This window comes from Aquipuribacter hungaricus, assembly GCF_037860755.1.
Lineage (GTDB): Bacteria > Actinomycetota > Actinomycetes > Actinomycetales > JBBAYJ01 > Aquipuribacter > Aquipuribacter hungaricus.
On the sequence record NZ_JBBEOI010000018.1, the window covers coordinates 1 to 22,639 of the forward strand.

At 71.7% G+C, this 22,639-nt stretch carries 26 protein-coding genes; 10 read left to right on the forward strand and 16 right to left on the reverse strand.

Going from position 1 to position 22,639, the window contains the following annotated elements; all coding sequences use genetic code 11:
• Positions 1 to 151: 151 nt before the first annotated feature.
• Both WCS02_RS04555 and WCS02_RS04560 read left to right on the forward strand, forming a co-directional pair.
• Entirely contained in the window at positions 152 to 985 is an 834-nt protein-coding gene (locus WCS02_RS04555; RefSeq protein WP_340290364.1) for an alpha/beta fold hydrolase, read from the forward strand.
• A 1-nt stretch (position 986) separates the two neighbouring features.
• A complete protein-coding gene (locus tag WCS02_RS04560; protein ID WP_340290367.1) occupies positions 987 to 2,807 on the forward strand; it encodes a putative bifunctional diguanylate cyclase/phosphodiesterase in 1,821 nt (606 codons plus the stop codon).
• On the opposite strand, the gene WCS02_RS04565 is transcribed toward WCS02_RS04560, so the two are convergent.
• On the reverse strand, positions 2,804 to 3,400 hold the full coding sequence (locus WCS02_RS04565; protein WP_340290370.1) for a TetR family transcriptional regulator: 597 nt from the start codon (positions 3,398 to 3,400) through the stop codon (positions 2,804 to 2,806). The two genes, WCS02_RS04560 and WCS02_RS04565, sit on opposite strands and share 4 nt — an antisense overlap.
• 47 nt (positions 3,401 to 3,447) lie before the next feature.
• Here WCS02_RS04565 and WCS02_RS04570 point away from each other — a divergent pair, with 47 nt between their 5' ends.
• Positions 3,448 to 4,413 (forward strand): SDR family NAD(P)-dependent oxidoreductase, encoded by a 966-nt coding sequence (locus tag WCS02_RS04570; protein WP_340290373.1) that lies wholly within the window; start codon positions 3,448 to 3,450, stop codon positions 4,411 to 4,413.
• 22 nt (positions 4,414 to 4,435) lie between these two features.
• Here WCS02_RS04570 and WCS02_RS04575 read toward each other — a convergent pair whose 3' ends face one another.
• Complete coding sequence (locus WCS02_RS04575) at positions 4,436 to 5,602, reverse strand: sensor histidine kinase (RefSeq protein WP_340290376.1); 1,167 nt, start codon at positions 5,600 to 5,602, stop codon at positions 4,436 to 4,438.
• Positions 5,595 to 6,353, reverse strand: coding sequence for a response regulator transcription factor (locus WCS02_RS04580; protein WP_340290379.1), 759 nt, complete (start codon positions 6,351 to 6,353; stop codon positions 5,595 to 5,597). Before WCS02_RS04580 ends, WCS02_RS04575 begins: the two co-directional genes overlap by 8 nt.
• Before the next feature lie 215 nt (positions 6,354 to 6,568).
• On the opposite strand from WCS02_RS04580, the gene WCS02_RS04585 reads away from it, so the two are divergent.
• Positions 6,569 to 6,934 (forward strand): hypothetical protein, encoded by a 366-nt coding sequence (locus WCS02_RS04585; RefSeq protein WP_340290381.1) that lies wholly within the window; start codon positions 6,569 to 6,571, stop codon positions 6,932 to 6,934.
• 281 nt (positions 6,935 to 7,215) lie between these two features.
• On the opposite strand, the gene WCS02_RS04590 is transcribed toward WCS02_RS04585, so the two are convergent.
• Both WCS02_RS04590 and WCS02_RS04595 read right to left on the reverse strand, forming a co-directional pair.
• The gene (locus WCS02_RS04590; protein ID WP_340290384.1) at positions 7,216 to 7,623 is read right to left on the reverse strand and encodes a hypothetical protein; all 408 of its coding nucleotides are present in this window, start codon (positions 7,621 to 7,623) and stop codon (positions 7,216 to 7,218) included.
• Between the two features lie 322 nt (positions 7,624 to 7,945).
• Positions 7,946 to 8,422, reverse strand: a complete 477-nt coding sequence (locus WCS02_RS04595) for a hypothetical protein (protein ID WP_340290387.1) — start codon at positions 8,420 to 8,422, stop codon at positions 7,946 to 7,948.
• Positions 8,423 to 9,023: 601 nt separating this feature from the next.
• Here WCS02_RS04595 and WCS02_RS04600 point away from each other — a divergent pair.
• A complete protein-coding gene (locus WCS02_RS04600; protein ID WP_340290390.1) occupies positions 9,024 to 9,275 on the forward strand; it encodes a type II toxin-antitoxin system Phd/YefM family antitoxin in 252 nt (83 codons plus the stop codon).
• The gene (locus WCS02_RS04605; RefSeq protein ID WP_340290393.1) at positions 9,272 to 9,652 is read left to right on the forward strand and encodes a type II toxin-antitoxin system VapC family toxin; all 381 of its coding nucleotides are present in this window, start codon (positions 9,272 to 9,274) and stop codon (positions 9,650 to 9,652) included. The genes WCS02_RS04600 and WCS02_RS04605 overlap by 4 nt, the downstream gene beginning before the upstream one ends.
• Before the next feature lie 114 nt (positions 9,653 to 9,766).
• On the opposite strand, the gene WCS02_RS04610 is transcribed toward WCS02_RS04605, so the two are convergent.
• The 7 genes from WCS02_RS04610 to WCS02_RS21155 all read right to left on the reverse strand — a co-directional run bounded on the left by WCS02_RS04610 (position 9,767) and on the right by WCS02_RS21155 (position 14,666).
• A complete protein-coding gene (locus tag WCS02_RS04610) occupies positions 9,767 to 10,012 on the reverse strand; it encodes a hypothetical protein (protein WP_340290396.1) in 246 nt (81 codons plus the stop codon).
• A gap of 253 nt (positions 10,013 to 10,265) precedes the next feature.
• Positions 10,266 to 10,559, reverse strand: a complete 294-nt coding sequence (locus WCS02_RS04615) for a hypothetical protein (RefSeq protein WP_340290399.1) — start codon at positions 10,557 to 10,559, stop codon at positions 10,266 to 10,268.
• Positions 10,560 to 10,663: 104 nt separating this feature from the next.
• Entirely contained in the window at positions 10,664 to 11,122 is a 459-nt protein-coding gene (locus tag WCS02_RS04620; RefSeq protein WP_340290402.1) for a hypothetical protein, read from the reverse strand.
• A 219-nt stretch (positions 11,123 to 11,341) separates the two neighbouring features.
• Positions 11,342 to 11,794 carry a hypothetical protein gene (locus tag WCS02_RS04625; RefSeq protein WP_340290405.1) on the reverse strand — a complete coding sequence of 151 codons (453 nt, stop codon included), beginning with the start codon at positions 11,792 to 11,794 and terminating at the stop codon, positions 11,342 to 11,344.
• Between the two features lie 249 nt (positions 11,795 to 12,043).
• Positions 12,044 to 12,601, reverse strand: a complete 558-nt coding sequence (locus WCS02_RS04630; RefSeq protein WP_340290407.1) for a hypothetical protein — start codon at positions 12,599 to 12,601, stop codon at positions 12,044 to 12,046.
• Between the two features lie 845 nt (positions 12,602 to 13,446).
• Positions 13,447 to 13,920, reverse strand: a complete 474-nt coding sequence (locus WCS02_RS04635; RefSeq protein WP_340290409.1) for a hypothetical protein — start codon at positions 13,918 to 13,920, stop codon at positions 13,447 to 13,449.
• A 302-nt stretch (positions 13,921 to 14,222) separates the two neighbouring features.
• A complete protein-coding gene (locus tag WCS02_RS21155) occupies positions 14,223 to 14,666 on the reverse strand; it encodes a protein-tyrosine phosphatase family protein (RefSeq protein ID WP_376983598.1) in 444 nt (147 codons plus the stop codon).
• Positions 14,667 to 15,265: 599 nt separating this feature from the next.
• Between WCS02_RS21155 and WCS02_RS04640 the strand changes: the two genes are divergently transcribed.
• Entirely contained in the window at positions 15,266 to 15,637 is a 372-nt protein-coding gene (locus WCS02_RS04640; RefSeq protein ID WP_340290412.1) for a bleomycin resistance protein, read from the forward strand.
• A gap of 171 nt (positions 15,638 to 15,808) precedes the next feature.
• Here the strand turns inward: WCS02_RS04640 and WCS02_RS04645 are convergent, their stop codons facing one another.
• Positions 15,809 to 16,693 (reverse strand): hypothetical protein, encoded by an 885-nt coding sequence (locus WCS02_RS04645; protein ID WP_340290415.1) that lies wholly within the window; start codon positions 16,691 to 16,693, stop codon positions 15,809 to 15,811.
• Positions 16,694 to 16,847: 154 nt separating this feature from the next.
• Positions 16,848 to 17,120, reverse strand: coding sequence for a hypothetical protein (locus WCS02_RS04650; RefSeq protein ID WP_340290418.1), 273 nt, complete (start codon positions 17,118 to 17,120; stop codon positions 16,848 to 16,850).
• A gap of 548 nt (positions 17,121 to 17,668) precedes the next feature.
• Between WCS02_RS04650 and WCS02_RS04655 the strand changes: the two genes are divergently transcribed.
• Positions 17,669 to 18,331: a Type 1 glutamine amidotransferase-like domain-containing protein gene (locus WCS02_RS04655; RefSeq protein WP_340290420.1), complete on the forward strand. Its 663-nt coding sequence runs from the start codon at positions 17,669 to 17,671 to the stop codon at positions 18,329 to 18,331.
• A gap of 228 nt (positions 18,332 to 18,559) precedes the next feature.
• On the opposite strand, the gene WCS02_RS04660 is transcribed toward WCS02_RS04655, so the two are convergent.
• Positions 18,560 to 19,423 carry a VanZ family protein gene (locus tag WCS02_RS04660; RefSeq protein ID WP_340290422.1) on the reverse strand — a complete coding sequence of 288 codons (864 nt, stop codon included), beginning with the start codon at positions 19,421 to 19,423 and terminating at the stop codon, positions 18,560 to 18,562.
• 111 nt (positions 19,424 to 19,534) lie between these two features.
• On the opposite strand from WCS02_RS04660, the gene WCS02_RS04665 reads away from it, so the two are divergent.
• Positions 19,535 to 19,939 (forward strand): hypothetical protein, encoded by a 405-nt coding sequence (locus WCS02_RS04665; RefSeq protein WP_340290424.1) that lies wholly within the window; start codon positions 19,535 to 19,537, stop codon positions 19,937 to 19,939.
• Positions 19,940 to 20,446: 507 nt separating this feature from the next.
• Here WCS02_RS04665 and WCS02_RS04670 read toward each other — a convergent pair.
• Positions 20,447 to 21,049 (reverse strand): recombinase family protein, encoded by a 603-nt coding sequence (locus WCS02_RS04670; RefSeq protein WP_340290426.1) that lies wholly within the window; start codon positions 21,047 to 21,049, stop codon positions 20,447 to 20,449.
• A 504-nt stretch (positions 21,050 to 21,553) separates the two neighbouring features.
• Between WCS02_RS04670 and WCS02_RS04675 the strand changes: the two genes are divergently transcribed.
• Positions 21,554 to 22,618, forward strand: coding sequence for a hypothetical protein (locus tag WCS02_RS04675; protein ID WP_340290428.1), 1,065 nt, complete (start codon positions 21,554 to 21,556; stop codon positions 22,616 to 22,618).
• Positions 22,619 to 22,639 lie beyond the last annotated feature (21 nt).

Consider the following 22,639-nt stretch of genomic DNA (forward strand, 5'->3'; position numbering starts at 1 on the left):
CCGGTCACGGGCCGCGCAGGCCCCGGGCGGGCGGCGCGCCGGCGCTGGTCCGAGCGGGTGACGTGCCGCGGCTGCGGGCGGCCCGGGGCTCACCCGGCGTCGCGGCCCTGCCGAACCCTCCCCGGTGCGTCCCGTCGGAGGAAGGTCGTCCATGCCGGTCCACAGCACGCCCGTGACGTCGACGGCTGCCGCCGTGCTCGCGCGCCACCACGTCACGGTGACCGGGTCGCAGACGCTGCCCACGCTCGTCCTGCTCCACGGCTACGGCTCGGACCAGGAGATGTGGGGTCCCGTCCTGCACCACCTGGGCGGCCGGTACCGGGTGGTCCGCTACGACCTGGCCGGCTGCGGCCGGGCCGACGCCGCCTACGACCGCAGCCGCCACGGCACGCTGGACGGGCACGCGCGGGACCTGCTCGACGTGTGCGACGCCCTGGGCCTGGAGGGCGTCACCCTGGTCGGCCACAGCGTGAGCGCGATGGTCGTCGCCCTGGCCGCCGCGGCCCGCCCGTCGGTCGCCTCCGGCGTCGTGCTCGTCGCGCCCTCCGCGCGCTACCTGGACGACGAGGCCACCGGCTACACCGGGGGGTTCTCCGTCGAGGACGTCGACGAGCTGCTCGCCTCGCTGCGCCACAACTACCTGGCCTGGTCCGCCTCCATGGCGCCGATGGTCATGGGCAACCCGGAGCGCCCCGAGCTCGGGGAGAAGCTCACGGCGTCGTTCAGCCGGAGCGACCCCGGCGTCGCCGCCCACTTCGCGCGGGTGCTGTTCACGTGCGACCACCGCGACGTGCTGCCCGTCCTCGGCGTCCCCGCCCTCACCCTGCAGTGCCGCCACGACGCCCTCGCCCCGCCGTCGGCCGTCCGGTACGTCCACGACGCCATCCCCGGCAGCACGCTGCTGCGGATGCAGGCCAGCGGCCACTGCCCCCACGTCAGCGCGCCCGAGGAGACGGCCCGGGCCCTCGTCGACTTCGTCGGCTGACGTGACGACCCCTCCGACCGGCGCGACCTCCTCGGCCGACGCGGCCGACGGCTACGAGGCGCTGTTCCTCGACGCCCCGTGCGGCTACCTCACCACCGACGACGACGGCTGCATCACGCGGGTCAACGACACGTTCCTCGCCTGGACCGGCCACACCCGGGAGGGCCTGGTGGGGTCGTCGTTCGGGCGGCTGCTGCCCGTCGGGGACCGCCTGCTGATGGCGACCCACGCCATGCCGCGGCTGGTGACCGACGGGCACCTCGCCGAGCTCATGGTCGAGGTCGTCGCGGCCGACCGCTCGCGCCGCCCGGCCCTGCTCAGCGCCTCGCGCCGCCCGCCGTCCCCGGGCAGGGAGGCCGAGCTGCGCGTCGTCGTGCTCAGCGCGCACGAGCGCCGCGCCTACGAGGGTCGCGTGGTGGCGACCCTGCAGCAGGCCGAGACCGCCGAGCAGCGCCGGGCCGAGGCCGAGCACGAGGTCCGCCAGCTCGAGACCCACGACCAGCTCACCGGGCTGCTCAACCGCGACCACCTGCGCGAGCGCCTCGACGCCCTCGTCACGGCCTCTCCCGGCGGCGCCCCGGTCGTCGCGCTGCTCGTCGACCTGGACCACTTCAGCTCCGTCAACGACAGCCTCGGGCACGCCGCGGGCGACCAGCTGCTCGTCGAGGTGTCCCGCCGGCTGCGCTCGGTGGTGCGCTCCGGCGCCGTGCTCGCCCGGCTCGGTGCCGACGAGTTCCTCGTCGCCGACACGCTCGCACCGGTCGCGGACAGCGGGCCCCCGGCGCTCGCCCTGGCCGCCCGCGTCGCCCGAGCCCTGGAGGACCCGTTGCTGGTCGACGACGTCGAGGTCGTGGTCTCGGCGAGCATCGGCGTCTGCGCCGGGCGGCCGGGGGACGTCGACGGTGCGGGGCTGCTGCGCGGCGCCGACCTGGCCCGGCACCGGGTCAAGGCGCGCGGCCGGGACGGCATCGCCCTGCACGTGCCCGAGGAGCAGGTCGTCGCCGTGGACCACCTGCGCCTGCTCGGCGAGCTGCGCCGCGGCATCCAGGAGGGCCAGCTGCGGCTGCACTACCAGCCGCTGGTGCACCTGGACGGGCGCGCGTCGACGGCCGTGGAGGCGCTGGTCCGCTGGCAGCACCCGGAGCGCGGCCTGCTGCCGCCCGGGGTGTTCATCGAGGCGGCCGAGCGCTCGGGCCTGGTGCACGCGCTGGGCCGGTGGGTCCTGGACGCCGCGCTCGCGCAGGTCGCGGTCTGGGACCGGACCGAGGGCCTCGGCCGGGTGCAGGTGTCGGTCAACCTGTCGACCCGCCAGCTCACCGACCCGTCCCTGCCGGCCGACGTCGGCACCGCGCTGCGCCGCCACGGGGTGGACCCCGGCCAGCTCGTCCTCGAGGTGACCGAGACGGCGCTCATGGTCGACCCCGACGCCGCCCGGACGACGCTGCTCGCCCTGCGGGAGCTCGGCGTCGGGATCGCCGTCGACGACTTCGGCACCGGCTACGCGAGCCTCACGTACCTCCAGCAGTTCCCCGTCGACGAGCTGAAGATCGACCGGTCGTTCGTGGCGGGGCTCGGGCGCAGCGACGCCGACGACGCCATCGTCGCCTCGTGCGTGCAGCTGGCCCACGGCCTCGGCCTCAGCGCGGTCGCGGAGGGCGTCGAGGGCGCCGGGCAGCTGGAGGCGCTGCGGCGGCTGGGCTGCGACTACGTCCAGGGCTACCACCTCGGCCGGCCGATGCCGCCGGAGGACCTCGTCGCGTGGGTGGCGGACCGCGCCGGGCTGCTGCAGCGCCTCGGGGCGTCCCCCGCCCCCGCGCCCTAGCTCCTGGCGGGGCGGTCCCCGGCGGGCGGGACGAGGGAGCGCTGGACCATGCCCCTGAGCACGGCCCGGCGGCGCTCGTGCTCGGCCTCCCCGTCGGCGGCGGTCGCGGTCAGCGTGGCGCTCACCGGCGACCAGGTGCCGGCGAGGGCGACGAGCAGCGCGTACACCTCGTCCGGCCGGATGCCGTCGACGATGCGGCCCTCGGCCTGGGCCTTCGCGAGGGCCGCGTGCTTGTCGTCGGCGATGCCCGGATAGGCGGCCAGGAGCGGTCCTGTCGGCACCCGCTCCAGGCGGTACCAGCTGGCGAGCCGGACCAGCTCGGGGTCGGTGAGGTAGGAGTCGTAGAGCGCGACGACGTACCCGGGCAGGTCGTACGCCGTGAACGGCACCACGTCGACGATGCGGTGCAGGTGGACGCCGAGGACCGCGTCGAAGAGGCCGTCCTTGGAGCCGTACCAGCCGTACATCTGCGCCTTGTTGACGCCGGCGGCCGCGGCCACCCGGTCCACCCGGGCGCCGGCGATGCCGTACGCCGCGAACTCCACCGTCGCCGCGTCCAGCAGCCGTGCCCTGCTCCGGTCCCCGTCCTTCACGGCCCCACCCTATGAGCAACCAACCAGTTAGTTGCTATGGTGGCCGCATGAGCCGCATCACGAACAGCTTCGGACCCACCACCACCGCGCTGGAGGTCGTCCAGGGCGTCGACCTCACCGGCCGGCGCGCCGTCGTCACCGGTGCCGCCTCCGGCATCGGCGTCGAGACCGCCCGCGCCCTGGCCCACGCCGGGGCCCAGGTGACCCTGGCGGTGCGCGACACCGCCGCGGGGGACCGCGTGGCCGCCGACATCGCCTCCACCTCCGGCTGCGACGACGTCGCCGTCGCCCACCTCGACCTCGCCGACCTGGCCACGGTCGACGCCTTCACCGCCGCCTGGCAGGGACCGCTGCACGTCCTCGTCGGCAACGCCGGCGTCATGGACACCCCGCACGGGACGACCGTGCAGGGCTTCGAGACCCAGCTCGGCGTCAACCACCTCGGCCACTTCGCGCTGGCCACCGGCCTGCACGGCGCGCTCGCCGCGGCGGGCGACGCCCGCATCGTGCAGGTGTCCTCCAGCGGCCACGCCGCGTCGCCGGTGGTGTTCGACGACCTGTTCTTCGAGCGCCGCGAGTACTCCCCGGGCCTGGCCTACGGGCAGTCCAAGACGGCCAACGTCCTGTTCGCCGTCGAGGCCACCCGCCGCTGGGCCGAGGACCGGGTGACCGCCAACGCCCTCATGCCCGGCGGCATCTGGACGCCGCTGCAGCGGCACTGGAGCCCCGAGCAGCGCGCCGCCGCCGAGCAGCAGGCCGCCCATGCCGAGGCCGCCGGGGTGTTCCGGATGAAGACGACCGAGCAGGGTGCCGCGACGTCGGTGTTCCTCGCCGCCCACCCGCAGGTGGCCGGCATCGGCGGCCGCTACTTCGAGGACTGCCAGGAGGCGGAGGTCGTGCCGCAGCTGCGCGGGCTGTCGGGCGTGCTTCCCCACGCCCTCGACCCGGTGGCCGCGCGCCGGCTGTGGGACGTCTCCGAGGAGCTGCTCGTCCAGGCACGCGCGGCCGCCTGAGGGCAGGGTTCGGCGGTGGCGCTCAGCGTTCTGCGGTCGCCGCGGGCAGGCGGACGACGACCACCAGGCCGCCGCCGGGCCGGGCGCGCAGGCTGAGGGTCCCCCCGTGGGCGGCGGTCACCCGGTCGACGACCGCCAGGCCGAGCCCGACCCCTGCGTGGTCGGCGCGGACGCGTCCCGCGCCCCGGCGGAACGGCTCCGTGAGCGTGGCCACCAGGTCGGGGTCCAGCACCTCGCCGGTGCTCTCCACGGTCAGCACCACGGTGCTGCTCGTCGCGCCGCGGCCGCCGTCGCGGTCGTCGTCCGTGCTGCAAGAGCTCGTGCTGACCGTGACGGTGCCGTGCTCGGGGAGGTTGTGCACCACGGCGTTGTGGACGAGGTTCGTCACCAGCTGCAGCAGCAGGGCGGGGGAGCCGGGCGCCACGGCCCGCCCGCCGGTGACCTCCAGCGTGACGCCCCGTGAGGCCGCCAGGGGGAGGAGCTGCTCGACGGCCTCCTCCGCGGCCAGGGACAGGTCGACCGGCTCCTGCGGCACCGGCCCGGCGTCGGCGCGGCTGAGCGCGAGCAGCGCCTCGGTGAGGTCGACGGCGCGGTCGGTGACGGTCCGGAGCCGGTCGAGCAGCTGCCCCGTGTCCAGGTCGGGGTCGTCGCGGGCGACGTCCAGCAGCGTGCGCACCACCGCGAGCGGGGTGCGGAGCTCGTGCGAGGCGTTGGCGGCGAACCGCTGCTGCTCCGCGACGTGGGCCTGGAGCCGGTCGAGCATCGCGTCGAAGGCGTCGGCGAGCTCGCGGAGCTCGTCCTGCCGGCCGGGCAGGCGTACCCGCTGCGACAGCGAGCCGCTGCCCGCGCCCCGGGCCACCTCGGTGAGCCGGTCCAGCGGTGCCAGCACCCGCCCGGCCAGGAACCAGCCGCCGACCAGGCCGAACCCCAGCAGGGCCAGCAGCGCGACGGCCGCGCGCGGGGCGAAGGCGTCCCACAGGTCGTCGCGGCCGGGGACGAACAGCCCCGGCGAGGGGATGCGGCTGTCGACCGAGCCGGGTCCGCCCGGGACCGTGATCGCCTGGTCGGGGACGTAGCGCAGCAGGAACACCCAGACCACCGCGACCATGAGGACCCCGGCCACCATGAGGAAGCCGGCGTAGCTAAGGGCGAGCTGGAGCCGGACGCTCGGCCCCCGCGCCCTAGCCACGCGGCCGGCGCCCGTCCCCGCCGCCGCCGCGATCAGGGTCTCGGTCCCTGTCGTCGTCCCGGTCCCGGTGGTCGTGCTGGTCCGGGTCGTCCGGGACGTCGATCCGGTAGCCGACCCCCGGCACGGTGGCGATGAGCCACGGCTCGCCCATGCGCCGGCGCAGCGCCGACACGGTGATGCGCACGGCGTTGGTGAACGGGTCGGCGTTCTCGTCCCAGGCGCGCTCGAGCAGCTGCTCGGCGCTGACCACCCCGCCCCCGGCGTCGACGAGGACCTCCAGGACGGCGAACTGCTTGCGGGTGAGGGCGACGTAGCGGCCGTCGCGGTAGACCTCGCGGCGGAAGGGGTCCAGGCGCAGGCCCGCGACCTCGAGCACCGGCGGCCGCGGCCGCGCGCGGCGCCGGTCGAGGGCGCGCAGACGGAGGACGAGCTCGCGCAGCTCGAACGGCTTGGTGAGGTAGTCGTCCGCGCCCAGCTCGAAGCCGCTCGCCTTGTCGTCCAGCCGGTCCGCCGCGGTGAGCATGAGCACCGGGGTGCCGCTGCCCGAGGCGACGATGTGCCGGGCCACCTCGTCGCCGGACGGGCCGGGCACGTCCCGGTCGAGCACGGCGACGTCGTAGGTGGTGTGGCCCAGCAGCTCCAGGGCGGCGTCCCCGTCCCCGGCCACGTCGGCGGCGATGGCGGCCAGCCGCAGCCCCGTGCGGATGGCGTCGGCCATCAGGGGTTCGTCCTCCAGGACCAGCACGCGCACCCGGCCGATGCTAGGCAGCGGCACGTGTCGTGGGCGTATGCATCAGCCGGCCGGCGTGCGCGGTCCGCCGGAGCCGTAGCGGGCTTGGCCCACTGCCCCCGCCGCGTGGTCAGCGAGCTGGACGGCTGGGTTGTGCAGGGCGGGGTGAGCCGGACGGTCGTGCGCGGTGCTGTCGGTGCTGGTCCAGGCGTGTCCTCGCGGTTACCGTCCCGAGCATGTCCGGTGCCGCGGCGGAGCCTGGGGAGCACGAGGTCCCACGTCCTCGCCTGCGACGTGCAGCCGGCTGGGGCCTGATGGCGCTCAGCGTCGGCATGGTCGGGCTGAACGCCGAGGCTGCACTGCCGTACGGGACCACGGAGGCGGTGGTCTTCGTGCTGCTACCCCTGCCCGGCCTCGCCGCCGCGCTCCTGGCCGACCGCTCAGCGATGAGGTGGCCGTTGGGCGTGCTGGGAGCGGTGTACGCCGCGGCGTCCGTCGCGCTCTTCATGATCTTCTTCGTGTACGTCGGCCTGCTGTGGATGGCCGCCGCCGGCTCGTTCCCCAGGGCTCGGTCGAACCGCCCACGCGATGGGGCTCGGTGACCGGCGGCTCGGTCGCTACGGACTGCGTCAGCCGCGCGCCAGAGCTACCGCGAACGTCTCGGCCGCGCTGAAGGGCCGACTGCACTCCCGTCGACGCAGTGCATGGAGGGGCGCCGGTGGCCGGCGTGGCCAGCGTGACCGCGGGAGCGGCGTCGCCGTATGACGCCCCCGTCCCGGAACGGTGACCGGACGGGTCTATCGGGACGGTTGAGTGCGGGAGAGGGTCCGCCAGGCGCCTGACCAGCAGATTCCCGACAGAGGGTTGCTAGCCGGTGAACGAACTACGCCACAGAGGATGGCGGCGCAAGCCGGACGCCCGTGCCGGCTCTGATCGACCCTAGGAGAAGCATCGCTGCAGCAGCCGCCGATGCCTTGTCCGGGTAACGCTCGTCGACGATCGCCGCCCGCCAGACGTCATCCTCATCTCCGCGCCAGACGAGCACCCGCCAGTCGCTCCGTCGCTGGACGCGGTAGAGGAACCAGCGCCCGAGCTGTGGGAGCCCCTCGACCATCCCGACAACGGCCCAGACGACAAACACCCACCAGTCGCCGTTGAACAGATTCAAACGGTCCAACCGGCGCGTCAAAGGCCAACCTTGCTTCGCGTTGCCACGCACCAACCGGATATGCCACGTGGCGCCGTCGGGCGACGTAGCCGACCTCCCTGGGTTCGCGAGGAAGGACACCACCGAAGCAGTCTCTCCTACCCCCGCGCGCGTGACCGGCTCAAGACCGGGTGCACCGAACGCAACTCACACCCGCTCGTCCGCCCCGCAGCGGCCAAGGCGGAGCCACCTGCGACTGAGCGATCGCGCTTCGGCGCAGCCGCCCCGGCGGCGGATCCCCCGTGGGACGGCTGCGCCTGGTGCTAGGCGTCCACGCCTAAGCCGTCGGCCGTCACCCTGTAGGCGGTCGGCTATCGGTCCGATCCGACGGGGCAACATTGGGACCGTGGACGCGCGCTCAGCTTGGGCTGGTGGTGGCGCCGGGACGGCGGCTGCGATCTGCGGCTCACGGCCTTGCGTTGCCGTCCGGCGTCCCCGTCGCCGAGACGACCCTGGCCGCCCGCAGCTTGACCAACTCCCGCTGAGTCCGGGCGCGCCTCGCCGCGTCCTCTTGGGCGATCTTCCGTGCAGCCGCTTGCGCTTCCTTCGCCGCGTCCTCAGCCGCTAGGAGGGCCGCAGCCTCCCGCTTAGCTACCTGCCTATCGAATTCTGCGGCCTCCTCCGCCCGCCAACCGGCGCGAAGAGCCTCCCGACGCGCCGGGTCGTGCTCCGCCTTCATGGCGCGGGCGCGAGCACGCTGCCGGGGCTGGTTGCGGTACACGAGCCACTTGCAAACGGCCAGGCCGACCAACAACGCGCCAACCACGGCTACACCGGCTGGCCCGGTCGCGTCGTAGAACAAGACGAAAGGCAGCATGAGCAGCATGAAACCGATGTAGGCGACAACGGCGATCAGCAATACACCCACCAGGGCAAGAATCAATTGTATGATGTCGACGCACCCTTCAGTAGTGGTCCTTTGAACTGTATGGAGCTATGCGGGGCAGGACTGCAGCCCGCGTCACTTGCAGGCGCCGCGCCTCTTAGGGGTTCTCGGAGAGGTAGTCGACGGCGTCAGACGCCATCTGCTCCGCGTCAGCCGCGCACTGCTCGGGATCTGTGTACTGCTCCGGGTGGTCGGAGTTCCACTGACGACAGGACTCTAAATACGAGGAGCCGCTGCTTCCGGTGCTTGCGTTACCTGTACTTCCACTGTCGCCGCACCCGCTGCTGACTCCGATCAGCAGCATGAGCAAAATGGCGTAGAAGGCGTTCTTCACGAGGCTCCGTCTTTGTGGTAGTAAAAGGTCGCTCCGGATGTCGACTACTCGAGCCCGTTCTGGAGTGCTGGCGGCGCCTCCTCACCCGATCGCCGGTACGCGGGCACATCCGGCTCCCGCCCAATCGCTGGTTGCTATGCGCTGGGTGACCATTCCGAGCCGTAGGGGACGCCGCGGGCACGGCCACGCCTGGTCGTCCCCTGGGCATCCACAACCGGTGACGAGCGCTGCTTCGGCGTGTAGCACTTGTGCAACACTGGGCCTGTGACCACGATCGGACTGCGCGAGCTGCGCCAGCAGGCCTCCGAGCTGCTGCGACGCGTCGAGGGCGGTGAGCAGGTGCTCATCACTGTTGCCGGTCGACCGAGCGCCCGCCTCGTGCCGGTGAGCCCGCGAGCCTGGCGCTCCTGGACCGACGTCGCCGACCTCTTCGACGGGCCCGCCGATCTGCAGTGGGACACCGATCGGAACCGTCTCGATGACGACCTGCGCGATCCTTGGCACCCCACCCAGTGAGAGCGCTGCTCGACACCTCCGTCGTCATCGCCGCCGACGTCCAGCCGCTGGAGGGCGAGCTGGCCGTCAGTGCCGTCACGTTGTCCGAGCTGCACTTCGGCGTCCTGGTCGCCACCGATCCTGCCGTGCGTGCCGAGCGGCTGCGCCGACTGTCGCGGTTGCAGCAGAGCTTCGACGCGCTGCCGGTCGATGAGGCGGTGGCCGCCAGCTACGGCCGTCTGGCCGCTGCGGTGGTTGCCGCAGGCCGTCAGCCCCGAGCGCGGACGATGGACCTGCTCATCGCAGCGACGGCTCACGCCCACGACGCACGGCTCTACACCCGCAACGCTGCTGACCTCCGTGGCCTTGAGGTCCTTCTCGAGGTCGTCAGCGTCTGAATTAGCGGCGCCTCTTGCGCCGGTAGCCGGCTGTGCTCTTGGCCAGTGGCCGATCGGCGACTGGGAGGCGCAGTGCTCGCGAGCCACGCCCCGTTTGAGCGTCGGAGCCGCCTACTACTCCGGGTCTCGACCATTCGCCTTGGAACGGCGATGCCTCAACCTGCGACGCAGCTGCGCCTTGAACCTGCGCTGCGCCCGCTCGATCGCGACAAACTGCGGGTCGTTGGCGATTTCGAAGTACCCGTTCTCGGCAGGGTCGTTTCCCCCGTCGGAGTCAACCAGCCGAGCTAGCTCTTCACGCAGCGGCGGGCCGCCGGGCAGCTGGGCGGCCCAACTGGCCTTCGGCGACGGGGCGTCCACGACGAGATCATGGGGCACCGCTGGCGGCCTTTTGCCCGAGTGGCGAGATGTCACCCATCGGCTGCCTGAGCGCATGGCGACGAGGCGCCGCAGGGTCGCTGACACGGAATCTGTCGAACGGCCCCCGGTAGAGGACCGCCTGCCGGCGACGGGGCGGCGGTGAGCGGCGTCCCGCAGTGACCTCGTCCGGTCGTCCCGCAGGGGATCCCGCGTGGGACGGCCAGGTGCCTACGCCACTGACGCCTCAGATGGCCTACTCAGCGGGCCAACGTGCGAGCGTCGCTGCGACACCTGCCTCCACCTGACTCCTCGAGGGCGGGTCGGTTTCGAACCACTGCCCGAAGGCTGCGGCGATGCTGTCCAGCCGTGTCGCATCCACAGCGGCTAGCACGACGGGCGTCACCTGAACCCCCAACGCGAGTCGGACCGCTTCACAGCACTCCTGCGGCGAGGCGTCGGCGACCGGCACCGGCGGGCAGACGGCAGCGGCGAAGGACTCGCCCATCGCGATCGCGAAATCCGCGCGATCCTGCTCCGACCAACGCATGAGCTCTCCTCGTCAACCGGCGACGAGGGGCGGTCGTCACCGAAGTCGGACGGCTCATCGTCTCACTCGATCACGGGTCACCGTGAGTCCCAGACACCGACCCGCTACCGGCGACGGGGAATGAGGGCTGGAGCGGCGACTGCGGCCAGCGCGGCTTCGACCCGCTGATGTTGCTCGGGCAGGAGATGCGCGCGGACGCTGGACAGGGTGCCTGCGGAAGTGAACAGCTCACCGAACAGGCCGCCGCCCTGCAGGCACAGATAGCTCGCGTGGGGCGCGATCGTCAGGAGCAACCCCCACTGGGTGGGATCGGAGTCGTTGACGACGACTGCCTGGAAGGGGTTCCGATGCACAGTCGTCAAGAGGCTGGGCCGGTTGAGCCGGTGCAGCGTGAAGGCGGCCTCTCGTGCAGCGGGCGGAAGCGGGCCGGTGCGGCCGAGGAGATCGGCGACGACCTGGGTGGCGTCGGGCCGCAGGGTGGCGAGGACCGTCCGGTAGAAGGCGTCGACCTCGGACGCGGCCGGGGCGGCGTACTCAGGGACTGCGCTGGTGTCGAGATCCACCACGTAGGTCCGCCGGCGGCGCCACCTCATCGCGTGGCCGGCCCGGGCGGGCCGGCGGTGGGGCGGGTTGGGCTGCACGGTCCTTCGTCCTGTCTCCCTATTCGGGGTGGTGCGTTGTCGAGCCGGGCGTCGGACAACTGAGGAGCCCCGTGAGGCGGCCCCGATGCTGGCGTTCGCCCAGTCGGTCGCGGCCTTCGGGCGAACTGGTGGGAACCGGTGTCAGCCGCTCTGGAGCTGGTAGTACCTGCGGACCGAAGGAAGGAGGAACACCGCCCAGGCGACAGCCGGGAGGAGCAGGAGGAGAGCAACGAAGGGGTTGACTCGCAGGCCCCACATGTCGTTCACCACGAGGTGGTCCACAGCACCTGCTGCGACGAACAGGGGTAGGACCACCCAGGCCATGACTCGAGCTCGCCATCGCTGACGCCAGAGGGCGACTGCGCCACTCAGGGCCCCGAGGCCCAGGCCCAGTACGCCGATGCCGTAGGGAAGCGCCTGCCACTGCAGACCAGGGTCGCCGGTCACCAAGCTGCTCACGACGGTCGTCAGGTAGACGATCCCGGTCAACGTCGTCCCTACGCCAAGCAGGACAAGCACCGCGAACGGGAACCACAGCACATCGGGAGGACGCACCGAAGTTCGTCGGACGGCTTCGTGGGTGCTGGCGCGCATGGACTGATCGTCCCGCTCTGGTGAGCAACAGGGGGCCAACTGCGCGAGGACGCCCCGATGGCCGATCGCCGGAGGCCAACTTGCAGCGCTCAGACGGCCGTTTCGATAGACGACCGTCCACCGGCGACGGACAGAAGCTGGGGCGCCCTGCCCACGACCGAGCCTCGCCGTCACCCGGGGATCCTCAGCCGGGACTCGTCAGGTGACCCAGCCCCGTCCGTTGCCCCCAGCAACGATCCGGCGACCTAGTCAGGCCGCTGGACCCCCGGTTGCCAGCGAAGCCAGGACGTAAGCCGCCCATGAGAGCCAGAGAAGCACTTCGTACCACTCCGGCCGGCGTAGGCGGCGCCTGATCTGAGCACTGGAGCCAGCGGGGTCTCCGTCGAGGAACGAGACCGGGAGCAGGGCTCGTTCAACGGGCGGCCCGGCGAACTTCTGCTCCTCCAGCCCCCAGGCGTACAAGTTCCCGGTGCTAGTCCGGATTTTCAGCCAGCCGGCCGCACCGCTGACGAGCCCCACGTAGGCGGCCCGCGGGACGACGGTGTCGGTCAAGACGTTGCGAACAACCAGGCGGTCGTGCGCGGCTTCGACGCGGGGACGCGTGAGCAAGCTGAGGGCGAGGACGCTGATAGCGATCATCCAGAGGCCGTACTCCATCAGCGCCGCCGCGACTGTGTGCCGCGGGTAATCCGGGTCGGGTGCTCGAAGCATGAGCATGTCGAGACCGACCGCTAGAGCCAGCACGCCGAAGCTGATGAAGATGCCAGCCCCGAAGTTGGACCAACGGCGGAGAGTCACGGGGGGCACACACCAAGTGTGAGGGCTGCTCCGCCGCGGACGGACGAAATTCCCCCCGGTTCGCCAGTCCGGGCGCATGAGGCAGAGACGGCCCCCGCAAGGGACCACGGACCAACTTTGGTCGGTGGCAACACCACAGGCTCCCGGTAGCCGACGGCCTTACAGCGCCTTGGCGGGCGACGAGCTGCACCCTCACATTCGCTACGGACGCACTGGTGGCTCACGACCAGGGCATGCTTATTCGGAACCCGCTGAAGCTCGCCGGGGCTAGAGGCCGGCTAGAAATGCTGCGTTCCCGATCATCGTCACGACAAAGGCCCATGCACCGTCTAGGACAAGGAAAGCAACCGCCTGGCAGAGCGCACACAGGGAAAAACCGGTGAGCACACGCAGCAGACTCGGTTTGCGGCGAAGCTTAGAAGCTGTCAAGCCAAACACTCTCCACGCGGCACGCCGACGCCATGGCCGGGGCAGGTCTGGTGGGCAAGGCGCAGCGGCCTCGGCGGACGCGTCGAGTCTAGAGAGAGCCAGCCGGAGAGGGCTGTTGTTCAGGTAGCCGACCGTCTACCGGCGACGGACAGCGGCTGAGGAGCAGGTCGCGTGACACCGGCCCCGCCGTCCCGCAGGGGATCCCCAGCTGGCGATCCGTCAGCGGGACGGGGTGGCCACGTCCGCCGGCGGTTGTTTCGTGGCTCGCTCCGTCGCCGGGAGCCGGTCCGCTAATGGGACGGCCATCGTTTCCCGCGACGCTGCGGGCTGCGGGCTGCGGGCTGCGGGCTGCGGGCTGCGGGCCGCGGGCCGCGGGTCAGGCGAGGGCCATGGGTCCGCGAGGGCCTGGTCGCGGTTATCGAGTCTTACAACGGCTCGCTGGCCACACGTTGCTGATGGCCCTGGCGTGCCCGCCGATGCGGGACCAATTGGAGTGGCAGAAGTACCGTGACAACGACGAGGACCGGCAGCATCAGTGCGGCGGCGAGGGCCAGGCCGCCGAGGGGGCTCTCCTCTTCGGCGCGAAGGAGGCTGGGATTTCCGGTGGCGTACCTGACACGGATCGCGTCACCAAGGGCGTGAGGCTGGTCACGGGGAACGTCGAGTGACACCGGTGCGGGCCAGATGGTGTCGTCCACGTAGCGCGCCTCGAGTAGCGGCACGCCTCGAGACCCCTCGGCTTCACCGATGACGACGACGTCGGCCGACTGTCCCTTGTAGTGGACTGCCACCTCCTGTGCAGCCATATCGAGCCCAACGGCGAACAGCACCGCAGACCCGACGAGGGCCAGCAGCAGCGTCTTCAGAGAGGCGGCCGATCCCCGCACCGCACGCGTCACCCATGAAGCCTGGCTCATGCCAGTGATGACGAGTGGCCGTGGTGGCCAGGTGACGACGGGAACACAAGACCATCCTGCTGCAGGGAACGTGTCGACGGGGGTGCGTTGAGGTGCGTTCGACCGACCGGCCTATGACCCTTCGAGCGCGTGCGCCAGCGCGGGCCTCGCTGCCGTGCTGGAGGACAGCAAGGGCCGTGCGGCAACGGATTTCAATTGGCGATCCCCTGGGGGATGGCCAGGCCCATCCGCCGGCAGCCCCACGGGCGGGGGCGCGGCTCACCTGGTAGCCGGTCGTCTATCGGCTACCGGTTCGTGGGTCCGGCGTTCGCGAAGCGGAACACCCACCGGCGCTGCCAGGGAGTCTCGACCGCTTTCGGGTCGTAGTTGCGGCGCACCCAGGCGACGGCGGCTGTCGGAGGGATGCCGTCAAGAACCGCTAGGCACGCCAAGGCGGTGCCCGTGCGTCCCCTTCCGCCGCCGCACGCCACCTCCACCCGTTCGGTGGACGCCCGGCGCCAGGCCTCTACGAGCGCCTCGCAAGCGTCGGCCTCGTTGGCCGGGACGCGGAAGTCGCGCCAGCGGACCCACCGCGAGGGCCATGGAGCCTGCGAGGGCTGCCGTGCCAGCAGGTAGAGCCCGAAATTCGGGACCGGACCGACCGGTGGGAGGCGCCGGAGGGCGCGTGCTCGGATCTTTCGACCTGACGGCAGGTGGACGACGTGGAGGTCGGAGCTCGACCAGGTCACGGCGTAACGCTAGGCCGCACCGTGACCGAGCCGCGTCGCCGACCCGGGGATCGCCGAGTGGGACTCGCGGCTTACAGACCCCCAAGAGCGGCCCAAGCCTGGAACCGTCCCCTCGACGGTTGTCCGTCCCGGCGCCGGTCGCTCTCAGTCGCCCGGGCGGGTGGTCCACGGCCGGCGCACTTCAGGGCGGTGCCGCCCGGTGCCGCCCCGGCGTGTGGGCGCCTGTCGCGACCGTTGGGGCCGTCTTCCTCGACCACCGGTGGGCCCAGGCTCGGCCGGCAGGGCCCGACACGCCCAACTGGCTTTCATGACTCCGTGCCGGGTGCTGGCCTGACGGCTGGACGCCCGGAGCCGGCACCGGCACGGGGCGCCGCATCAGCCGGTCGCCGCGCCTGGAGCCGCGTGGTCTTCTCGGCTGGTCCGACAGTCGCCACACAGGGTCGGAACCTTGGTGGCCCGCGTACCTCAAGCGACGGCACACGGGGCGGGTGCAACGCGTCGTGCCGTTCGCTACCGGGGTCTGCAGCCCGTGGACCTCACCTCGTGAGCTGCCGGACGCTGCTCGAACGGCTGTGCTCGACGGCGTAGCGTGCGGGGTCGTGGCGGAGCGGACAGTGCCCATCCTGCCGAGCCGCGACCTGCGCGAGACGCTCGACTTCTACCGCGTCCTGGGGTTCGAGAACCGCGGGGCGTCGCCGGAGGAGTGGGACTACCTGATCATCGGGCGGGGCGGGCTCGAACTGCACTTCGTCCGTGCGCCGGACGTCGATCCGCTCAGGACGGCTGGCAGTTGCTACGCGTTCGTCGACGACGCCCAGTTGCTCTACGACGCCTGGGTCGAGCTCGTGGTCCCCGAGCCGGCGACCGGTAGCCGCCTAGAGCCGCTGGTCGACACCGACTACGGCATGCGTGAGTTCGCTGTCGTGGACTGCAGCGGCAATCTGCTCCGCGTCGGGTCATCTAGAGACTGACTCGCCGCAGCAGGGACCGAGGCAGCGACTCGGTGAGCCATCCCCTGCGGGACCGCTGAGCCGGGCCTCGAGGGCCGGCGCCGTCACCGGCGGTCGGCTTGCAGAAGGTCGGAGGAGGCTTCCCGGCCGGGGTGGGTCAATGAGGTAGCCGGCGTATCGCAAGACGTTGGGTCACCCGGCCAGCACCAGGGCTGAGATGACCTGGACGACCCCGTCGCCGTAGCGTCCGTCGAGCTCAGACCGCAGGGCGCCGTCGTCGTAGGTGACCGTTAGCTGCACGGTGCCGGTCAGGACGTCGACGCCGGCGGACAGCATGCTGGCGACGCTCGTGGTCACCTCGTCCTGAATTCTTCTGAGCTCCGTCTCGGTGCGCTCGGCGGTGGTCACGCAGAGGGGGCCGTCCCACACCTCTCTCAGCTCCGCCTCGGCGGCCGCAGGGTCACCGGTGACCCTGATGTTGACGACCGGCGGAAGGACTGTCGCCTCCGGGTCATCCGTCAACGCCCGGTCAAGCTCGTACGCGTCCCGGGGGTCTCGGTGCGTCACCCAACCGCCCGCGTAGTCCGAGCGTTGCTGGGCTGCCGTGAAGACAATGTCCTCTGCGGACCAGGGCATCGGTTCGCCCGGCCACCCGCCGGGTGGCTCCGGGCACGGCGAGGCGAAGTCCACGTCGGTCACGGACCCGGCATCGGTCCACTCGTCGGCGGGGACCGCGTCGGTGACCGTGAGGTCAGTGCCGTCGAACGTGCCAGTGACCTGGAAGTCGCCAAACCTCACCCCTGAGGCACTCTCGTAGTCGCCGTCATGGTCGGTCCAGTCCCACCCGATCAGCTCCGGCCCGCCGCACTGCGGCGGCAACGACTCTCCGACCCCGCCCGGACACAGCTCGGCCCCGTCCCCGCCGTCGATCACCATCACCGGGTACCGCGTGGTGACTTCGTCGCCCCACGCTGCCGGCCCCGTCTGTGGCGGCTGGCTAGCCGCCCCGGAGATCGCCTGAGTGGTTGGGTCCCCACAGCCGGCCACCATCAGCGGTGCAGCCACCACGCCCGTCACCAGCCGCCTCATGCAGCTGAGACGTCGTCCTCATGCCCACGGTTCCACGATCCTGGGTGCTGCGTGAGCGCCAGGCGGGCCACGCACGCTCACTTCACCAGGGCCGCGCCGGATGGGGATCGTGGAGTGGCGATAGCGGTCACCACCCCGCCCGTCACGCAGAGTCGAGCGCCCACGAAGCACTGAGTGCAAGGGCGGCGGAAAGCCACCATGGCGCGGCGCTTCGCAGGCCGGCGACGGTGAACGGGTGCCAGAACTTCGCCGTGTGCAGGGTGGTCCTGCGGTCGACGTAGAGCTGTAGTCCGCCCGCGTATGACCCGAGCGCGATGGCGAGGTACACCAGCGCGCCAGGGACTTCGGCCGCTGTCCTCGCACCAGTGAGGGAGGCCAGGACGCCAGCCGTGACGAACACCGCAACGAGCGCCACGGGGGGCCACCAAGGGAGGAACCGCGAGCGACCTCGCTGACGCGGGCGTGCCCGGTCCACCGATGGCGAGGTGCGGGACACGAGATCGATGGTGACATCCGGATGGACTACACCGTGTCGCAAAAGGCGTATCGCACCCGCCCGGCCGATAGAGCGCGCCCGAAGCAGGCGCGGTCCCCGGACGCAAGAACCCCGATGCGGGGCGCATGAATCTCAGCTGCCCCGCGAACCACCGACTCGTCTCAGTAAACGATGGACGAGTGGGACGTGACGCCTCACTGACGAAGGGGACTGGTGGTCGTCGTGCCCTTGGAGACTGGGCAGCCTTGAGCCGCCACGCAGCTTCCCGAGCGGCAGCCAGCAGGACCGCTGCACCGGGGCGCCTACACGACAGGGGCGTCGCTGCGGGAGCTCGGCATGAGGAGCGGCAGCAGCTTCCTGAGTGGCTCTTGGCTGCCGGCTTGGTCGCAACCGTCGACGGCGATGAGTCCCAGCATCAGCCCGAGTCTGCGATGGCGATGGAGACTCACTCGACTTCGGGGATTTCTATGAAGCTGCTCCTGACGTCTGGCGGCGTCACGAACCTGAGCATCCGCGCGGCGCTGGTACGCCTCCTGGGCAAGCCGATCGCCGAGTGCCGCGCCCTCGCCGTCCCCACGGCACAGTGGGGCCACCCGATGTGTGGTCCGGCATCGGTGAGGCGCTTCGTCGCGGACGAGCCGGGTGGGCGATCCCTCGCCGGCCTGGGCTGGGCGTCCCTCGGTGTCCTCGAGCTCACGGCGTTGCCCACCATCGACGTCGACAGGTGGCTCCCGTGGGTGCAGGACGCCGACGTGCTCCTGGTCGACGGCGGGGACGCGACGTACCTGTGCCACTGGATGCGCGAATCTGGGCTCGCGGATCTGCTGCCCTCGTTGACCGGCACGGTCTGGGTCGGGGTGAGTGCCGGGAGCATGGTGATGACGCCCCGGGTCGGGGCCCGCTTCGTCGAGTGGTCAGGCGCGGTGGACGACCGCACCCTGGGCCTCGTCGACTTCTCGATCTTCCCGCACCTGGACGCTTTCCCGACGAACACCCTCGCCGAGGCCCAGCGGTGGGCGCGCGACATCGGTCTCCCGGCCTACGCCATCGACGAGCAGACCGCCATCGCGGTCGCCGACGGCTGTGTCGAAGTCGTCTCCGAGGGAAGTTGGACGACGTTCGAGGCGTGACCACGTGAGGCGTCGCGACGTGGCCGGCACCCCCGAGCTGCGGGAAGGCCACGAACTGGGCGATTAGGCCCCGACCCGGCGTCTCCGACGAAGCGACCGCTTACCGGCGACGTCCGCCGCTTCTGTCGACGGTTACCGCAAAGGGCGGGGCCGTCCCGCGGGAGATCGCCAGTTGGGGATCGGTGACCGGTGCACCCGTGGTGGTGCTTTCCGCCGGATGCTTGGCGATCAATCGCCTTCGGGTAGCGACGCCGTCCACACCAGAAGTTGCGAGCCCTGTACCGCGTACGTCCGCACCGGGTTCCCGCGCCCGTCGACGGTATCCGTGGTGCCGGGCGCGGCGATGCCGACCTCGAGCCCGCCGCCGCCCTCGTCCTGCACGGTCACCACGACTCCCGGTGCTGCGTCGGACAGGATCGTGCTCGAGCCGATCGCGGAGCCCCCCACGCACAGCGAGCCGTCGTCGACGGCGTAGACGCTGACCCCACCGGGCAGCTCGGTGAGCGCTCCGGCAGGCTGCTGGCCGCACGCATCGACCAGAGGCACGAACGGCGGGGTGGTCACCGTCGACGACACGGCCCAGACCACCAGGCCTCCGGCCAGGAACCCTGCCACCAGCCGGTAGACCGGCAGCCGAGGCGGCCGCCACCCACGGTCGCGCGGGCGCCGGCTCAGGAGCAGGACCGTGCCGGTCGCGGCCAGGCCCAACAGGGCACCCACCGAGTTGTTGAGCAGGTCGTCCACATCGAAGGCGCGCCACGCCCATCCTGCGGCCAGCGAACCCAGCAGCTGGCCGGTCTCGATAAGAAGCGTGACCCCGACGCACGCCAGCACCATCGCCTCGTAGCGCCAGCGCACCACCAGCGGCAGCAGCAGCCCGAAGGGCACCGTCATCAGGACGTTGCGCCGCGACTCCCACCCACCGAGCAGGTCCGGCCGCGACAGTGACAGGTTGACTGCGACCCGCCCTTCAGCGCCGGGAACCGGCGACCCCGGAAGGGGAAGGAACGCCACACCGGCGAGCACGAGCAGGTACACGGCGAACGCCACCGTCGCCAGGCGCTGCACGAGAGGAGAGCGCAGGTCGACCACGGCGCGATCGTGACACCCAGCCGTCCCCGCCTCATCAGGGCGTCCAGGTAGGCGATCCTCAGCTGGGATTGGCCCTGCCGGGGGCAGGTGGTCGCTGCCACACTCCGTGATGTGCTTCCCACGCCGCTGCTGATCGTTGATCAGTGGGGCGACGCCTGGGCCTTCCCCTCGGTGGAGGCTGCCGAGGCCGCAGCAGAGTCACTCAGTCTCGACGAGGGCGAGTATGGCGGTGCCTTCACGTCGGATGGGCGCGTGGTCGTGCTTGCTCCCGCGGCTGCCGGGCCTGGGTTCATCACCATCACTGAGACCGTCCTCGAGCAGGAGGAGCTCGACAGGCTTCTCGACGCGGCGGCCGCGAGTCGCGGCCGCAGTTGGCCGTGCCGCAACACCCCCGAGGTAGTGGCGTTGCTGCTGCATGAGCGTTGGGAGCAACGCTGGCCAAAGCGCCCGGCCTGGTTCTCCCGCCGGCTTCACGGCGAGGAACCTTCTCGGCCCGTCGGGACCGCTGACCGCTGACCGCTGACCGCTGACGATCGGCTACGGGCACGCCGTCACTGCTGGCCTGATCACCGCCGGTCGTAGTGAGCAGCGGCGGGGTGCGCAGCCGCCCCTAGATTCGCCGCATGGCTAGTTCTCGCCCCTGGTGGCAAATCGCAGCGACTCCCGCATGGGCACTGCGAGAGGGCGCGTTCTTCGCCGTCCTAGCCCTGGCGTGCTGGCTGGCTGTCGCCTTCGTCGGGAGCCTCCGTAGCCTGCCGTTCACGGTGGCTGCCGTCGTGCTCACGCTCGGTGCCGCCACCTACTTCCTGCAGGCGGCTTACCTGAGGAGGCCGTAAGCCCTTCGACGTGACCACCTGGCGATCCCCAGATAGCGATCCTCGGGTGGCGACGGGCTGCCGACGACGGCTGGCGCCGCAGGAGGACATGCGTGCGCCGGAGCGACAAGGTGCTGCCGCCGTCCCACATCAGTGTCAGTGGTGGGACGGCCGCGCGACAGCGCGTGTGGTCCTTGCCCTCCCTGGGTCAGCGGCTCCTGACGGAAGCTCCGGCACGGGCCTCCGCTCGGTGGACGGCCCGGTAGACCGTCGAGCGGCCGACGCTGAACAGCTCAGCGACCTCGAGGATGGAGTACTCACCGGTGGCCACCAGGACGGCCAGGTGCGCCTCCTGCTTGGCGGACAGCTTCGGTTGTCTCCCGTGCTGCCGGCCCTTCGCCCTCGCGACCTTCATGCCCTCGCGGGTGCGCATCCGGATCAGGTCTGCCTCGAACTCGGCGACCATGGCCAGGACGTTGAACAGCAGCCGCCCGACCGGGTCGAGGGGGTCGTGCACCGAGCCGCCGAGGCTCAGCCGCACCTGGCGGACGGTGAGCTCCTCCGGGATGCTGCGGGCGTCGGGCAGGGAGCGGGCCAGGCGGTCCAGTTTCGTGACGACGAGGGTGTCGCCCTCGCGGCAGGCGGCCATGGCCTCCTTGAGGCCGGGCCGGTCGCGGTTGGTGCCGGTCAGGCCGTGGTCGACGTAGACGCGGCTTGCGGGAACGCCGAGGGCTTGGAGGCCGTCGCGCTGCGCGGTGAGGTCCTGGCCGTCGGTGGACACCCGTGCGTAGCCGATGAGTAGTGCGGTCATGACGATGCTCCTCGCGTCGGCCGTCCCCGGGGCCCCATCGCGCCGGTGCGGCAGCGGCCCTGCCGCTACACCGAGACCGTCGAAGACACGTCGACCCTCAGCAAGACCACGGCTACGCGCTCGCTCAGAACGGCCCAACCTGCCCCCGGACGGGATCCACAACTTGGCTGGCACCTGGCGCGCGACCTGTACGCGCGGTGCGTCCGCTGCGGCGGCATGGTGAGGCTGTGGGACGACCAGAGCGACGAATGCCCGTGCGGACGGCTCCACAAGGACGTGGACGCGGGTCGCTTCGGGTCGGATGACGGAGACGCGAGCCTCGCGGTGTTCCGCGTGACGACCGTGGCCGTCCGCCCTTGGTGGCGCCGGCTGAAGCGCGCCACGGGTCGCCTGTTCGAGGATCGAGGACCGCGAGGCTCGGGTAGCTAGACCGACCAAAGGTCGGTCACCGGGCACCTGCCCTCCGCCCGCACGGCGCTCCATCTGCGTGCCGCCCTCGGGGTGGTGGCTGATACCCGGGGGAGACTGCTGCTCGTGGACGGGGACCGCAGCGCCGAGGTGCTCCGCTACAACCCGGACAACCAGACGACGCTGGTCGTCGAGCGGGTCCGGACGTCGACCGGCAGCCGGGTGCGCAAGGAGCTCCGTCGACCCGACCGGGGGAGCCCGTGGCGCGGGGGGCACTGGGCTGCCTCGACCGACCCGGGGCACTGGAACTACTGGCACCGTGAGGCCGAGGTCTACCGCGACGAGGACCTGCGCGCCTCCCTGGCGGGCACCGGGCTCGGGCTGGCCGCTGCCGAGGTGGTCGAGCACGACGCCGGCGCGACCCTGTGGCTGGAAGATGTCGTCGGTACGCCCGGCCCGGCGTTCGACCTCGACGACCACGTGGCGACCGCGGCCGCGCTGGGCCCCTGGCAGGGACGGCCGCCGTTGTCCCGGCCCTGGTCCTCGCAGCGCTTCCTGCGCGAGTACTCCACCAGCCGCCCGTGGGACCTGACGGTGGTCGACGACGACGCCGCGTGGGAGCAGCCGCTCGTCCGCGCCACCTGGCCGGAGGGTCTGCGCGACGGGTGGGCGCGGCTGCTGGCCCACCGCGGCGACCTGCTCGACGTCATGGAGGAGCTCCCGAGGGTCTCCAGCCACCTGGACGCGTGGGTCAGCAACGTCGTGCGGCGCGCCGACGGCACGGTGGTCCTGCTCGACTGGGCCTTCGCCGGCGACGGCGCGGTCGGCGAGGACCTCGGCAACTGGCTGCCCGACGCGGTCTTCGACCTGTTCTGGCCCGCCGACAGGCTCGCCGAGCTGGAGGCCGCCTGCTTCCCGGCCTACCTGCGAGGGTTGCGCGCGAGCGGCTGGCCCGGCACCGACACCGAGGCGCGGCTCGGTCTCGTGGCCTCGTGCGTCAAGTACGCCTGGCTGCTCCCGCTGATGCTCGCCCGTGCCGGTGGCACCCAGCAGCGCGCCTACCACCAGGACGTCGACGCGCAGCACCTGTACCGCCAGCGGGGGACGGCACTGGCGCACCTCGTCGGGTGGGCCGACGAGGCGATGTCCATCGCGTCCTGACCAGTCCACCCCCGCGGCTCG